The sequence below is a fragment of the Mycolicibacterium anyangense genome, assembly GCF_010731855.1.
Lineage (GTDB): Bacteria > Actinomycetota > Actinomycetes > Mycobacteriales > Mycobacteriaceae > Mycobacterium > Mycobacterium anyangense.
Genome location: NZ_AP022620.1, coordinates 3,934,321 through 3,948,637 on the forward strand (window position 1 = coordinate 3,934,321; position 14,317 = coordinate 3,948,637).

The window sequence follows — 14,317 nt, forward strand, 5'->3', positions numbered from 1 at the left end:
ACAGTCAATGAGACTTGTGGTGGTGGTGGCCCTGGCGGGTCTGGCGGCGTTGTTGATCGCCATCCTCACCGACAGTTCGCTGGTGGCTATCGCTGCTATCGCGCTGGCCGTCATCGGCATCGTGCTGCTGCTGCGGGACTGGCGCACCGAGCGGCGCGGCAACGACACCGCCGGGCAAGACCCATCCGCCGCCGACGATGACGCTACGGCGGTGACGGTGCCGGCCCGGATGAGCGCCGACATGTTCGCCCCGGACATCTCCGCCGAACGGGACGGCCCGTCGCCGGATGCCCGCACCGACTGAATCTGTCGGCGGGTAGGCTCCGGCAGGTGAGCAACCTCGAGAGCGCTCCACGTGAAGTTCCTTGTAGTGCAAGGGGCTTGGATGGCGCCGAGGTGCTGGAGCCGCGGGAGGTGCCGCTCGGGGGTCCGCGGGCGCTGACCGTGCGCCGCACGCTCCCGCAGCGGGACCGTTCACTGATCGGCGCGTGGTGCTTCGCCGACCACTACGGCCCCCAGGACCTCCGCAACGGTCCGGGTATGGACGTGCCACCGCACCCGCACACCGGCCTGCAGACCGTCAGCTGGTTGTTCCACGGGGAGATCGAGCACCGCGACAGCGCGGGCGTACACCAACTGGTCCGGGCGGGGGAGTTGAACCTGATGACCGCCGGTGCGGGCATCTGCCACTCCGAAGTGTCGACACCCGCCACGGCCATCCTGCACGGCGCCCAGCTGTGGGTCGCGCTACCGGACGCAGATCGCCATACCAGCCGCGACTTCGAACACTATGTGCCCGAGCCGGTTTCGACGTCCGGCGCCACCATCCGGGTCTTCCTGGGCGCACTGGCCGGCCAGCGCTCACCGGTGCACACCTTCACCCCGCTGCTGGGTGCGCAGCTCGATCTGCCGGCCGGCACCGTCATCGAGCTCGACGTCGACCGAGCCTACGAACACGGTGTGCTGCTCGATCTCGGCACTGTCGAGGTCGCCGGGCGCCGGCTGGTCGCCGGGCAGCTGGCGTACCGCGGGCCGGGCGCCGGCACGCTGCGACTGCACAACCCCGCCGGGCAGAGCGCGCGGATGCTGCTGCTCGGCGGGCCGCCGTTTGGTGAGGATCTGCTGATGTGGTGGAACTTCGTGGCCCGCAGCCACGATGAGATCGCCGAGTACCGGCAACTCTGGCAGGACGGTGATGCGCGATTCGGCACCGTCAGTGGGTACTCCGGAGCTGTCGACCGGTTGCCCGCCCCGACGCTTCCGGCCATCCGCCTGCGGCCACGTCGCAGCCAACCGTAGGAGTCCGATGACCCCCACCGACAAGACCGGTGCACCCACCACAGTCCGCACCGACCGCAACAAGTTCACCATCGCCGTGGACGGACAGCAGGTCGGTCTGGCCGCCTTCGTCGACCATGGTGAGCAGCGCATCTTCCACCACACCGAAATCGCCGAAGCCTACGAGGGCCGGGGTCTGGCCACCATCCTGGTCGCCGAAGCCCTGGCCCAGACCCGCGACGCCGGGCGCCGCATGGTCGCGGTGTGCCCGCTGGTCGCCAGCTTTCTGGACAAGCACCCGGAGTTCGCCAGCGCGGTCGACCCCGTGACCGACGACATCGAGCAGTACCTGCGGAAGGCCGTCCAAGCCGGGTAAGCCGGCGCCGCTATCGTGAGACCTCGTGGCAAATTCCGGCAGCACCAGCACTGCACCACCGGCCTACTTCGCACTCGACGGCGACATCCTGCTGCCGGACCCCAGTTGTCAGGGGCCGTGGGGACCCACGATCAGCGGCCACGTCGTCGGCGGAGTACTGGCCCGGGCCCTGGAGAACGCCGGCCAACGCGACGACTTCCAGCCGGCCCGCATCACGGTCGACCTGCTCAAGCCCACCGCTATCGCGCCGCTGCAGATACGGACCTCCGTACAGCGCGAAGGCCGCCGGATCCGGCTCGTCGATGCCGAGGTCGTGCAGAACGATGTCGTGGTGTCCCGGGCCAGCGGGGTGTTCGTACGCCCCGGTGACCAGCACGTCGGTGACATCTGGTCGTCGGACATCCAGATGCCGCCGATGCCGCCCGACCCCGGTCCATTGCCCGACGACTTGCCGATGTTCGTCTGGGGGTACGGGGGAGAGGGCTCCAGCGGCGGGGAGTTCGGCTTCGCCCAATGGCATTGCGGTGGACCGAAATACATCTGGATTCGGCAACGCCGGCCGCTGGTCACCGGCGAGGCACTCAGCCCTTTCGTCGAGGCGACGATGGCCGCGGACGCGACGAGCGCGTTGACCCATTGGGGCACACAGGGTTTGCAGTACATCAACCTCGACTACACCCTGAGCCTGACCCGGCTGCCCAAAGGCCCGAACATCGGCATGGCCGCCGTGGTGCACACCAGCCATGACGGGATCGCCTCCGGCACCGCCGCGGTGTTCGACGAATACGGACCCATCGGCAATGCGATGGCGGTGGCGTTGGTGAATCCGGTGGAGGCCTTCCGGCCCGGCACCATGCGCTAGGAGAAGCAAGCAGCTACGGCCAGAATCCGCCGACGGGCGGACCGCCACCGGGTGGTGACTGGTTCTGCAGGATTCCCAGGCAGGTGCCCAGCGACTTGCCGGGGATGCACGGGATCCCGCCGACCGTCGGAACACCACTGTTGGCCACGAAGCACTGGCCGGTGATCGGGTCAGCCAGATGGCCGATCGGGCAGGCGCCGGCCGGAGCCGCGGCCACCATCGGGACACCGACGAAGAACCCCGCGCAGACGGCGGCCATCAGCAGCCTGCCGAGCCGCCGCCGCAGTGCCATGACTCACAGCCTACGCCCAGGAAGTGCCTGCCGGGTAGCCCGCCAGCGGGCCGGAACCCACCGGCTCACTCGTAGTCCAGGTCCAATACCGGCGTGGGCCGGCGGAAGCCCTGGGTGACCACGAGCAGCCAGACGAATCCGATTGCCAGCCAGATCAATCCGATGGTCAGGGCCGTTCCCGACAGGCTGGTCCACAGCCATGCGGTGAGCAGGAAGCCAATCACCGGGGCAACCACGTTGAGCAGGACGTTGCGCTCGTGCATGTCGACGAAGTAGTGCTTGATCACCGACAGGTTGACCACCGAGAAGGCCACCAGCGCACCGAAACTGACGACCGAGGCCAGGATGGCCAGATCGATCCAGATGGCGAGCAGCGAGATGGCGCTGACGGTCAGGATCGCATAGACCGGTGTGCTGTACTTCGCCGACACGTGCCCGAACACCTTGCGGGGCAGGATGCCGTCGCGGCCCATCGCGTACAGGATGCGGGCCACCGACGCCTGTGAGGTCAGCGCCGAACCGAGCGCACCTGCCACATAGGCCGCGGTGAAGAACGTGTTCACGAACGCCCCACCGGTGGCCAGCATCACGTCGGTCGAGCCGGTGTCCACGCTGGCGAACTTATTGGACGGGAACACCAGCTGCGACACATAGGACAGCACGATGAAGATGATCCCCGAGACGATGGTCGCGATCATGATCGCTTGCGGCACTGTGCGCTTGGCGTCGCGGGCCTCCTCGGACAGCGTGGAGACCGCGTCGAAGCCGAGGAACGACAGACACAGGATGGCCGCGCCGGCCAGGATGGGGCTCATGCCGCCGGCGGTGCCGTCACCGGTGAATGGCGCCAGCAGATCGACCGATCCGTAGCCGGTGGTCTTGGCGACGGCGAGGACCACGAACACCACGATGAAGATGGCCTGGATCGCGATGATCAGGAAGTTGGCCCGGGCGACAGAGACGATACCGACGATGTTGAGCACCGTGACAATCGCGATCGACACCAAGACGATGACCCAGGCCGGCAGCGAGGGCACCGCTGCGTTCAGGTAGAGCCCGATCACCAGGTAGTTCAGCATCGGCAGGAAGAGGTAGTCGAGCAGCAGCGACCAGCCCGCCAGGAAGCCGACGGGTGCTCCGAAGGTCCGCTGCGTGTAGGTGTATGCCGAGCCGGCCACCGGGATCGCCGCAGCCATCCGCGCGTAGGACAGCGCGGTGAACACCATCGTGACGAGCGTGACGATGTAGGCCAGTGGCAGTCGGCCGCCCGAGGTCTCGGTGACGATGCCGTAGGTGGTGAAGACGGTCAACGGCACCATGTACACCAGGCCGAACAGCACCAGTGACGGCAGGCCCAATGCCCGTTTCAGGTGGCCCTCGTGCGGGCCGGCGATGAATTCCGCTGTCATGTCAGACCTTTCCATTGTCAGCGCGGTAGGCCTGGGCCCCGTGCAAGTAGGTGGCGCGAATGTTCACGCCCGGTAGCTGCAGCGCGGGAGCGCTGCGCGGGTCGGCGCCGAGCCACACCAGGTCGGCGCTGGCTCCGGGCACGATGCGTCCCCAATTGCCTTCGGCGAACGCCTGATACGCCACCGCCCCGGTGTAGGACGACAGGGCGAGGTCGATCGGGACGATTTCGTGCGGTGTCCAGCCACCTTCGGGCTCGCCTTCGGCGGTGCGACGGGATACCGCGATGGCGATACCGTCCAACGGCGCGCCCGAGGACACCGGCCAGTCCGAGCCGAACGCCAGCGCGGCACCGGTGTCGTGCAGCGTGCGCATCTGATACTGCCGGTCGGCGCGTTCCACCCCGAGCCGCGGGATGGTCAGCACCGTCATCAGCGCGTCCATCTGGGCCCACAGCGGTTGCATGTTGGGGATCACACCGAGAGTGGCGAAACGCTCGAGGTCGGCCTCGTCCACCAACTGGACGTGGGCGATGACGGGACGGCGGTCCCGAGACCCGTTGCGCTCCTGGACATATTCGATGGCATCGAGGGCTTGCCGTACGGCGGCGTCGCCGATGGCGTGGATGTGGATCTGGAATCCCAGTTCGTCGACCCGTTGGGCAGCCTGCGCCAGCGAGTCACCCTCCCAGGTCCGCATGCCCAGGTTCTCCCCCGAGTCGCTGCGCTCCTGCCCGCCGTGAGAATGCAGCCCAGAGCAGTACGGCGCCAGCAGCGCGCCGGTCTCGTTCTCCACCACACCGTCGGCGAAGAACTTCACCGTGTTCGCGGTGAGGAACGGCGATCCCACCTCGTCGACGGCGCGCCGTGATTCGGCATACTGCGCCAACTGGGTGTCGAAATGCCGCGGGTCGGCGTACAGGGCGAGGTTGAACCTCATCCGCAAGGCACCCTGCCGCGCCGCCTCGACGTAGGTGGCGACGTCCTGCGGCTCGACCCAGGCGTCCTGTACCCACGTCACGCCGAAGGGCAGGTAGTAGTCGGCGGCGGTGCCGAGCGCGGCGATGCGCTGGGCCTCGTCGCGAGGTGGCATGACCGCGGTCACCAGATCGGTTGCGCCCCATTCCCGTAACGTCCCCAGCACGGAGCCGTCGGGCCGATGCGGGATTTCACCCAGGACCGGGTCGGGAGTATCGGGGGCGATGCCCGCGCGGTTGAGGGCCTCGGTGTTGACCCACATGGTGTGGTAATCCCAGGCGCGCAGCACGACGGGGCGGTCGGGAACCACCGAGTCCAGCCAGCGGGCGTCGAACAGACCGCCGGGGGCCAGGCTGCCGTCATAGGACGCGCCGGTGATCCATTCCTCGTCGGGATGTTCGTCCGCGTACTTCTTGACCGCGGCCAAGATCTCGTCGACCGACGTGCAGGGCCGGACCGCCGGACCGGCGGCCTCCAGCCCGCCGTACAGCGGGTGGGCGTGGCCGTCACCGAAGGACGGCATCAGGAAGCCGCCTTCGAGATCGACGATCTGGCAATCGAACTCAGCGGCCTGCTGGCGTGCTGCATCACCGAGGGCGCGCACCACGCCGTCGACGACCAGCAGGGCGTCGGACTCCGTGCCGGTGCCGGTCCAGACCACGCCACTGGTGAACAGGGTCGCGCTCACTTGACCACCGCCGTCGCGGCGTGGCCAAAGCCGGAAGACAGCGGGGTCCGATGCGGGGGCGCCGACCGGGACGGCGGCTCCGGGGCAGGGGAGGTGAGCGTGGTCATCAAACTCCTAAAACGAATGAAGTTCGTTTAGTGTGAACTGACTCATACTTCTCCGCAATAGGAAGGCGGAAAATTCATGGGCCGACCACCCGTACCGCTGCTGTCGACCGACCGGATCGCGGCAGCTGCCATGGACCTCGTCAGCGCCACCGGCGGCTTCACCATCCCCGAACTGGCACGAAAACTGCAGGTCAGCCCATCCTCGTTGTACAACCACGTGACGGGCCGAGGGCAGATCGTCGAGCTCCTGCGCGAGCGCGCGATGTCGGAGGTGCAGCTGCCGCAGGACTCACCGGATCAGCCCTGGGCCGACGTGGTGGCCGAGATCCTGCGCTCCTACCGCCGCAGTTTTGCCCGCTACCCGCGGTTGATCCCGCTGCTGACGGCCTACCAGGTGAACAGCAGTCACGCGATGCGGATGTACAACGTGCTGGCGGCGACGCTCAAGCGGGCTGGCTTCGACCCCGCCGACACGCTGCGGGTGATCACGTTGATGGACTCCTTCGTGCTGGGATCCGCCCTGGATGTGGCCGCACCGGAAGAACCGTGGCACCCCGGCGAGGACGTCAGTGCCGAGTTCGCCGCGGCCCTGGCCACCGGATCCGGCAAGGAAGACCGGGCCGATGACGCGTTCGAGTTCGGCCTGGCGGTGTTGTTGCGGGGGTTGGCGCGCGACTAGCCCGTGCGGCGCTCTTCGGACGTCGGCGACTTCCGCTCCCGCTTGCGGCGGTAGAGATCGGCGTCGGCGGCGGCCAGCAGCGCGGTGAGATCGTCGGGTCCGTCGAACGGCCCGCAGGCAAGACCCACGGTGACCCGAACCGTCCCCTCGGAGAAGGTCGTCGCGACCTCTTCGGCGCTGGACTGGTCGTATCCGCCCAAGAGAACCACGAATTCGTCGCCGCCCAGACGTCCGATGACCGCGTCCCGGGGAAGCTGCTCGTGCCAGCGGCGGCTCAGGTCGACGAGGACGCGGTCGCCGGCCTCGTGGCCCTGGTTGTCGTTGATGGACTTGAAGTCATCGACGTCCAGCACGAGCACGGCTACCCCACGTCCTCGGCCGCGCGATGCCAGCGCATCGGCCTGCCAGAGGACACCCGCACGGTTCCACACCCCGGTCAGCGGATCGCGGTCGGCCGCATCGCGCAGGGCCGCATGACTGAGCCCGAAGACAACCACCGCGGCCGCAATCGATGCCACGAACAGCACCGGCCACAGCAGTGGCGCCGGTTCCGGAGCAAGCAGAAGTCCCGCCGTCGCGGCGGCGCCGACGGCGACGACATAGGCCCGGGTCGTGGTCTTCCCGTGCCAGGTCCGCACGAAGATACCGAGGAACATCAGTGGGATCAGCGACCACACCTGCGCGGCGAGATTGCGGTGAAAGAACAGCGCCGCCACCGGAGCCGAGGTGAGGCACACCACGGCCAGGGCGTACCGCCAGCCCATCAGCGGCGGGCGCAGACAGAGCAGCAGACCGAGGACACTCAGGCTTGCCGCCGAGAGCTCACCGCGAAAGTCAGTCTGGTGGGTATCTCGAAGCCACGAGACGAGCCCGAGGCAGTACACCCCCACAAAGAACAGGCAGTAGGTGAGAAGAAGTCGGCGACGCAGGACCAGCGGGGGTTCTCGCCCGACGATGGGACCCCCGGTCATCAGGGCTTGCCGGTGCGTTCGCGGTGCTTGCACCCCGGCCAGCAGCAGGGGCGGCGCTTGCCTTCCTCGAGTTCTTCCTGGGTGCGACGGATGCGACGCTCCCGCGTCTTCTCCTGCTTGGCGTCCTCGACCCAGCAGATGAATTCATTGCGGCCCAAGGGCGTGCAGTCTTTCCAGAGTTCCAGCGCGGTCGCGTTGGCGAGCAAGGCCGCCCGCAGGTCCGACGGCAGTGCATGGACGACGCCTCCCGGCACCTGACTGCTCATGGAGTCAGATTAGCCGCGTAGCGCCCCCGGCCGGCAACGCCTCACGAAGGTACCTGTCCGGAAGTCACGCGCCCGGGCGGGCGCGGCATTGACCGTGGCGTCAGTAGTTCTGGCTTCTCACCCGGGCGCGACGTGGTGATCCACATCCGGACGGCGACCCGGTCGGCGGTCTCCACCCACGACCCGTCGGAGTACATCACGAATTCAGGGTGGTAGTAGCGCTCGATCAGCTCGGCGTTCTTCGGAATCAGTCCGGGACGCTCGCATAGGCGCGCACGGGGAAGGTGCCGAATCCCTCGATACGGGGCGGCGCTGCGGTGAATCGCGCTCCTCGCTCGGGCAGCTGTGCCAGGTTGGTGAGATGCTCGACGACGTGAATACCGTTGTCCAGCAACACAGTATGAACTGGACGGCAGCCACCGGAATCCGCACTGATGTCGTCGATGTTGACGGAGTCGATGCCGACCAGAACCACGCCAGCATCCGCCAGGCGGCGGGCCGCAGCCTCGGTGAGATACGGGGCATCCGCAGCATAGACCTCGGTGCCGAAATGCCGGTCCCAACCGGTGTCGATCAGCACGGCCGAGCCAGCCGCGATGTCCTCGGGCATGTCCTTGACTCCGACGACCCGGGTCGGCTTGCGGTGGTGGATGACGACGGCCGGGAGATCGACCAGGGTGTTGAGGTCCAGGCTCGCCAAGTCACCTCCATGTTCGAAGCGGTGGAACGGCGAATCCAGGTAGGTTCCGGTGTTGCCGATCATGGTGATCACGTCCATCGCGAATTCGGTTCCCGGCCCATAGATTTCACGGGAGGCCTCGCGGGTGAGGTGCGGCATGATCGACGGGCCGGGTAATCCCGGATAGGTGATGAGTCCGGCACGAATGGTGTGCGACAGATCGACGATCAACCACTTCTCCTTCCGGCGCCGACGGATGGGTCCGCCGAATTCGACGTCGGAAGCCTAGGGTTGCGCGGGTGCGGTGACAACCAATTTCCTGTCCGCCAAGCTCGGATTCGGGCGTCAAGCCGCGTGGTCCAGCACCGCACGCTTGTCGGGACAGTAATAGTCGACAGCCAATCCCACGAACTGCCAGACCTGCTCGGTGCTGCTGTTGGAGTCGAGCTGGTTGCGCACAAAAGTCGCCGTCTGCGTGGCGGTGGCGTCCAGGTTCTTATACATCCGCTCGCACATGATCTTGCCGATCCAGGCGTTGTAGTCACGCGCACCATAGATGCCGACCGTGTGCAGTTGCGCGGCGAAATTGGTGTCCGGGTCACCGCCGGCCGGCGGATCTGCGCGCGCCACAGCTGCGAATCCCACTGCAGCGCATAGCATCAGAATCAGTAACGCACGCTTCACGCCAGCACCTCGTCCGGTGACTTCTGAACGGGCGTCGGCCACGGCGTCGGGACAGGACGTTGACGCACATTCACCGGCCACCAGAACCATTTGCCGAGCAGGGCGGCGATCGACGGTGTCATGAACGAGCGCACGATGAGCGTGTCGAACAACAGACCCAGGCCGATCGTGGTTCCGATCTGTCCTAGGACCACCAGGTCGCTGAAGATGAACGAGGCCATGGTGGCGGAGAACACCAGGCCGGCGGCGGTGACCACTCGGCCGGTTCCAGCCATCGACCGGATGATGCCGGTGTTCAACCCGGCGTGGATCTCCTCTTTGAACCGCGAGACCAGCAGCAGGTTGTAGTCGGCGCCCACCGCGAGCAGTAGAACGATCGCGAGCGGCACCACAATCCAGAACAAATGGATTCCCAAGATGTACTGCCACAACAACACTGACAGCCCCACTGATGCGCCCAGCGAGATCGCGACAGTACCGACGATCACCAGAGCGGCGACGATACTGCGAGTCACGAACATCATGATCAGCAGGATCAGCGCCAACGCGGCCAGCGCGGAGATCAGCAGGTCGTACTTCATACCCTCCTGAATGTCCTTGTTGGTCGAGCCAATTCCGGCCACGTAAATCTTGGCGTCCGACATCGGAGTCGCCTTGAGTGCGTCGAACACCGCATTCTTCATGGCATCGATGTGCGGGATGGCCTGAGGGTCGGCCGGGTTGCCCTGGTGGGTGACGATGAACCTGGCAGCCTTGCCATCTGGCGAGAGGAACAGCTTGAGGCCGCGCTTGAAGTCGGCGTTGTCGAACGCCTCCGGGGGTAGGTAGAACGTGTCGTCGTTCTTGGCGTCGTCGAACGCCTGCCCCATGGCGGTGGCATTCTGCAGTGCCTCTTCGCTCTGCGCGTTGGTGCCACCGGTGGTGGCGTAATTCGACAGTGTCAGTTCACGATTGCGTTCCTGGATGGCGATCTGCGGCGGGATCAGCGCGACCAGCTGGGGTTGGAGCGCATCGAGCTTGTCCAGGCTGGCCGTGATGTTGGTGAACTTGTCGGACAACTCGGAGATGCCGTCCAACGAATCGAAGACGTCACGCAGCGCCGAACACATCGGGATGTCGAAGCAGTGCGGCTCCCAATAGAAGTAGTTGCGCAGCGGACGGAACTGGTCGTCGAAGTTGGCCAGCTTGTCACGCAGTTCGTTCATGGTCGCAACGGTGTCGTGGAACGCCTCGGTCTGCTCGTGGGTGACAGCCGCGCTCTGCTGCTGCAGCGCGAGCTGCTGCTTGAGCACGTTGATGGTGTTGTCGATGTCGTCGGCCTGCTTGAGCAGATCCTGGGCTCGGTCCTTCTGGTAACCGAGGTTCATGATCTGGCTCGCGCTGGACGCACTGATCTGAAACGGAATGGAACTGTGCGTGATTGGCGTACCAAGCGGCCGGGTGATCGACTGCACCAGCGCGACACCGGGGGTATGCAGCACTGCCTTGGCGGCGCGCTCCAGGATCAGCATGTCGGCAGGGTTGCGCATGTCGTGATCGGTCTCGATCATCAGCAACTCGGGGTTGATCCGCGCCTGGGTGAAGTGCCGTTCGGCGGCCTCCATGCCGACGACGCCGGGGGCACTGGTCGGGATGTAGGGCCGGTTGTCATAGCTCGTCTGATAGCTGGGCAGGACGAACACCCCGATGAGTGCCAGGCCGCACGTCACCACCAGGATGGGTCCGGGCCAGCGCACGATCGCGGTGCCGATCCGGCGCCAGCCCCGAGCGCGCAACTGTCCCTTGGGTTCCATCAACCCGAAGCGGGTTGCGATCAGCAGGACCGCAGGGCCCAACGTCAGCGCGGCGACCAAGGTCACCACCACTCCGAGGGCCGCGGGGATGCCGAGGGTTTGGAAGTACGGCAGCCGGGCGAACGACATACACGCCACCGCGCCGGCGATCGTGAGACCTGAACCCACGATGACGTGGACCGTGCCGCGCCACATGTCGTAGTAGGCCGATATGCGGTCCATTCCGTTGCTGCGAGCCTCTTGATAGCGGCCGACGACGAAGATCGCGTAGTCGGTGCCGGCGGCAATGGCAAGCAGGGTAAGGAGATTCGTGGAGTAAGTGGACAGTCCGATGACCCCGGAGTGGGCCAGGAGCGCGACCACGCCGCGGGCCGCGGACAGCTCGACGGCGACGGTCACCAACACGATGAGCATGGTGACCAGCGAGCGGTAGACGAACAGCAGCATGATCGCGATGACCAGGAAGGTGATTGCGGTGACCTCATGAGTGCCGGCGCTACCCACTTCGAAGTTGTCGGTCACCAGGGGTGAGGCGCCGGTGACGTAAGCCTTCAGGCCGGGCGGGGGAGGTGTGTCGGCGACGATCTTGCGTACCGCGTCGACGGATTCGTTGGACAGTGCCTCACCCTGGTTTCCGCGGAGGTAGATCTGGGTGAGGGCCGCCTTACCGTCCTTGCTCTGCGAGCCGCCCGCAGTGAGCGGATCGCCCCAGAAGTCCTGGACGTGTTCGACGTGTGCGGTGTCGGCCTGGAGCTTCTTCACCAGGCCGTCGTAGTAGGTGTGGGCTTCCGGGCCCAGCGGCTGCTGACCTTCGAGCACCAGCATTGCCGCACTGTCGGAATCGAATTCGCGGAAGACCTGGCCGATGTGCCGCATGGCCAGGATGCCGGGGGCGTCTGGGGCGTTCAGGCCCACTGACCGTTCCCAACCGACGACCTCCAGCTGGGGCACCGCGGCGTTGGTGATCGCCGCGATGGCGACCCACGCCAGCACGATGGGCAACGCCAGCCGCCGGATCCACCGTGCGACCAGCGGTCCGTCGACCGCGGTCTCGGTGCTGTGTTGACTCATGCCGTCTTGTCCAGGCAGGCGATGTATCCGTTCACGTTGTCCGACGACCTTTCGTCCTTGACGATCCCGTTGACGGTGATCCGGCATCCGATGGTGTCGCCGTCACCTTGTGCTCGCAGGTCGGCGTACATGGTCGGATCATCAGTCGTCAGATTCACCGACCACGGCAGCGTCACGTCGGTCACGCGTTGGGGCTGTGCGTGGATATCGAGGTAGTTGATGGTGGCCACCGAACCGGGTGTTCCGTAGACCTCGAACAGCACGTGCTTGGGGTTGTATCCGGTGTTTTCCAGGGCCTCGGATCCGGCCCGGGAGATCTCGTTGTTGGAGCCGAAGATGCCGTGCAGACGATCTACCGAGAAGGCGACGAGCGCGGCCACGAGGACTGCCACGATGGGTATCCACTGCTGGCGCGCAAACTTGCCCACCGAGATTCTCTTCAAGCCACAGCCTTTCGACTACCCCCGGCGGCGAAACCGCCTCGATCTCCGCGCTGAGATCGCCACACCAGGAGAACGGTACGGTACCGTACGCATGGTTGCAACTGGTTGACGGCGGACGAAAAGCCTGCTCTTGCCGTTGATGAGGGGCAACGCCGTACCGTTACCCGGGTATTCCCGGAGCGGCAGATCGGAAAGGAGCGCGGTGGTGACCGAGCACTGCGACGACTCGGCGGGCTGTCCGTGGAGCGAACGCGAGGCGCAACTGCTGGCGATCACGTTGGAACTGCTGCAGGAACACGGATATGACCGCCTGACCGTCGACGCGGTGGCCGCCAAGGCGAAGGCCAGCAAGGCCACCGTCTACCGGCGCTGGCCGTCCAAGGCCGACCTGGTGCTGGCGGCCCTCGTCGAAGGAACCCGCGCCGACGCAACCGCGCCTCGCACCGGGTCACTGCGAGGTGATCTGCTGGAGATCGGGCGCACCTGTTGTAAGCACACCCAGGAGCACATGCGCACCTTGCGGGCGGTGCTCAACGAGATGTCGCACAACCCGGCCCTGCAAGACGTGATGCAGGAGAAATTCGTGCTGCAACGAAAGATGGTGCTCAATGGCGCCTTTGCCGAGGCCGTCAGGCGCGGCGAGATTAAGGAGTCGGCGCTCACCGAAGAGATCCACGATCTGCTACCGGGATATCTGGTGTTCCGGTCCCTGGTGTCGGACCGGCCACCGACCGACGCCACGGTCGAGGCCGTCGTCGATCGGGTGTTGTTGCCGCTGCTGAAAGGTGGGGAGTCGGGGGGCGACAACGAATCGGGAGTCGGATCGATCAGCGAGTAGTGCTGTGGTGCGGACCGCCCGGCAACCTCACCCCGGGATCGGTCGCCACGCGCCCAGCACCGCGGTGCGATACCAGCCGGTGCGGTCACGAACCTGGACGCCGGCCAGTCCCTGCGCGTCGAGCCGGCTGTCGATCACATGCTGGTCGTCGAGGAAGACCACCACGTGCGAGGCCTTATCGGGGTTGCCGTTCGGGTGCAGGAACACCAAATCGCCCGGCTCGAACGGTCCCTGCGCCGGAATCGATTCGCCCATCGGGCCGGCCGTGCCCGCATACTGCTTGCCCACATCGCCACCGAACTTGATGCCCAGGCCGTAGTTGTAGATCCAGGCAGTGAAGTTCGAGCAGTCCAGCCCGCGGCCGGGCCCCCAGGTCTCCAGCGACTGCCCGTCGGCATCATCGGCATTCTGCACCGCGGGCGGCGCGGTGGACGCCGGCGGATCCCACGCGGGAATGTGGTGGTGCCGGTACTGCAACCCCAGCGGGTTACCTGGCACGTTGAGGTAGCGCAACGCCGTCGCCACGATGCGCTCACGCTTCCAGGTGGCGTCATCGCACCCGGCATCGACGGGCACATTCACCGCGGGGAACACCGCCGCCGCAGGTCCCCAGCCACCGTTCGGGTAGCGACCATTGCGCTCGACATACCAGCCCGCCGGATCGGCATCGGTTTGCGGTAACCCGTCCCGCTGCGCGAAGTCGGCCGTCAGAGAGGTGCGGTTGCACGTGAAGGCGTAGTCATACGCAGCGGGTTCCGCCTCGGCGGTCGCCGATAGCGATCCCAAGACCAACGCAGCCACGACGGCTGACACGGCGAAGCGAATCACCAGAGCAGTACAACAGAAGGCCCCGGCCGAAGGCTGCACATCCGTCCCCGAGATTTGTCGGTGGTCGAATGTATGTTC

The 14,317-nt window shown here is 66.2% G+C and carries 16 protein-coding genes; 6 read left to right on the top strand and 10 right to left on the bottom strand.

Annotated features, from left to right (window positions below; translation table 11 throughout):
- The first annotated feature begins 7 nt into the window (after positions 1–7).
- Genes G6N35_RS18630 through G6N35_RS18645 form a run of 4 tightly spaced genes read left to right on the top strand, consistent with a single transcriptional unit; the run spans position 8 to position 2,516 of the window.
- Positions 8–304 carry a hypothetical protein gene (locus tag G6N35_RS18630; RefSeq protein WP_163805585.1) on the top strand — a complete coding sequence of 99 codons (297 nt, stop codon included), beginning with the start codon at positions 8–10 and terminating at the stop codon, positions 302–304.
- A gap of 26 nt (positions 305–330) precedes the next feature.
- Positions 331–1,299: a pirin family protein gene (locus G6N35_RS18635; protein ID WP_163805586.1), complete on the top strand. Its 969-nt coding sequence runs from the start codon at positions 331–333 to the stop codon at positions 1,297–1,299.
- 7 nt (positions 1,300–1,306) lie between these two features.
- Positions 1,307–1,654, top strand: coding sequence for a GNAT family N-acetyltransferase (locus tag G6N35_RS18640; protein WP_163805587.1), 348 nt, complete (start codon positions 1,307–1,309; stop codon positions 1,652–1,654).
- A 25-nt stretch (positions 1,655–1,679) separates the two neighbouring features.
- The gene (locus G6N35_RS18645) at positions 1,680–2,516 is read left to right on the top strand and encodes an acyl-CoA thioesterase domain-containing protein (protein ID WP_163805588.1); all 837 of its coding nucleotides are present in this window, start codon (positions 1,680–1,682) and stop codon (positions 2,514–2,516) included.
- Between the two features lie 13 nt (positions 2,517–2,529).
- On the opposite strand, the gene G6N35_RS18650 is transcribed toward G6N35_RS18645, so the two are convergent.
- The 3 genes from G6N35_RS18650 to G6N35_RS18660 all read right to left on the bottom strand — a co-directional run bounded on the left by G6N35_RS18650 (position 2,530) and on the right by G6N35_RS18660 (position 5,880).
- On the bottom strand, positions 2,530–2,808 hold the full coding sequence (locus G6N35_RS18650) for a hypothetical protein (RefSeq protein WP_163802236.1): 279 nt from the start codon (positions 2,806–2,808) through the stop codon (positions 2,530–2,532).
- A 65-nt stretch (positions 2,809–2,873) separates the two neighbouring features.
- A complete protein-coding gene (locus tag G6N35_RS18655) occupies positions 2,874–4,217 on the bottom strand; it encodes an APC family permease (RefSeq protein WP_163805589.1) in 1,344 nt (447 codons plus the stop codon).
- Position 4,218: 1 nt separating this feature from the next.
- On the bottom strand, positions 4,219–5,880 hold the full coding sequence (locus G6N35_RS18660) for an amidohydrolase (protein WP_163805590.1): 1,662 nt from the start codon (positions 5,878–5,880) through the stop codon (positions 4,219–4,221).
- 183 nt (positions 5,881–6,063) lie between these two features.
- Between G6N35_RS18660 and G6N35_RS18665 the strand changes: the two genes are divergently transcribed.
- On the top strand, positions 6,064–6,666 hold the full coding sequence (locus G6N35_RS18665; protein WP_163805591.1) for a TetR/AcrR family transcriptional regulator C-terminal domain-containing protein: 603 nt from the start codon (positions 6,064–6,066) through the stop codon (positions 6,664–6,666).
- Here the strand turns inward: G6N35_RS18665 and G6N35_RS18670 are convergent.
- The 6 genes from G6N35_RS18670 to G6N35_RS18700 all read right to left on the bottom strand — a co-directional run bounded on the left by G6N35_RS18670 (position 6,663) and on the right by G6N35_RS18700 (position 12,573).
- Positions 6,663–7,637, bottom strand: coding sequence for a GGDEF domain-containing protein (locus G6N35_RS18670; protein ID WP_163805592.1), 975 nt, complete (start codon positions 7,635–7,637; stop codon positions 6,663–6,665). The genes G6N35_RS18665 and G6N35_RS18670 overlap by 4 nt on opposite strands.
- Positions 7,637–7,903, bottom strand: coding sequence for a YdeI/OmpD-associated family protein (locus G6N35_RS18675; protein WP_163805593.1), 267 nt, complete (start codon positions 7,901–7,903; stop codon positions 7,637–7,639). Before G6N35_RS18675 ends, G6N35_RS18670 begins: the two co-directional genes overlap by 1 nt.
- Before the next feature lie 247 nt (positions 7,904–8,150).
- The gene (locus tag G6N35_RS18685; RefSeq protein WP_163805594.1) at positions 8,151–8,813 is read right to left on the bottom strand and encodes a cyclase family protein; all 663 of its coding nucleotides are present in this window, start codon (positions 8,811–8,813) and stop codon (positions 8,151–8,153) included.
- 114 nt (positions 8,814–8,927) lie between these two features.
- On the bottom strand, positions 8,928–9,266 hold the full coding sequence (locus tag G6N35_RS18690) for a DUF732 domain-containing protein (RefSeq protein WP_246224365.1): 339 nt from the start codon (positions 9,264–9,266) through the stop codon (positions 8,928–8,930).
- Positions 9,263–12,130, bottom strand: coding sequence for an MMPL/RND family transporter (locus G6N35_RS18695; RefSeq protein WP_163805595.1), 2,868 nt, complete (start codon positions 12,128–12,130; stop codon positions 9,263–9,265). Before G6N35_RS18695 ends, G6N35_RS18690 begins: the two co-directional genes overlap by 4 nt.
- Positions 12,127–12,573 (bottom strand): MmpS family transport accessory protein, encoded by a 447-nt coding sequence (locus G6N35_RS18700; RefSeq protein ID WP_163805596.1) that lies wholly within the window; start codon positions 12,571–12,573, stop codon positions 12,127–12,129. The genes G6N35_RS18695 and G6N35_RS18700 overlap by 4 nt, the downstream gene beginning before the upstream one ends.
- A gap of 205 nt (positions 12,574–12,778) precedes the next feature.
- Here G6N35_RS18700 and G6N35_RS18705 point away from each other — a divergent pair, with 205 nt between their 5' ends.
- Positions 12,779–13,411 (top strand): TetR/AcrR family transcriptional regulator, encoded by a 633-nt coding sequence (locus G6N35_RS18705; protein WP_246224366.1) that lies wholly within the window; start codon positions 12,779–12,781, stop codon positions 13,409–13,411.
- A 27-nt stretch (positions 13,412–13,438) separates the two neighbouring features.
- On the opposite strand, the gene G6N35_RS18710 is transcribed toward G6N35_RS18705, so the two are convergent.
- Positions 13,439–14,239, bottom strand: a complete 801-nt coding sequence (locus tag G6N35_RS18710) for an NlpC/P60 family protein (RefSeq protein ID WP_163805598.1) — start codon at positions 14,237–14,239, stop codon at positions 13,439–13,441.
- Positions 14,240–14,317 lie beyond the last annotated feature (78 nt).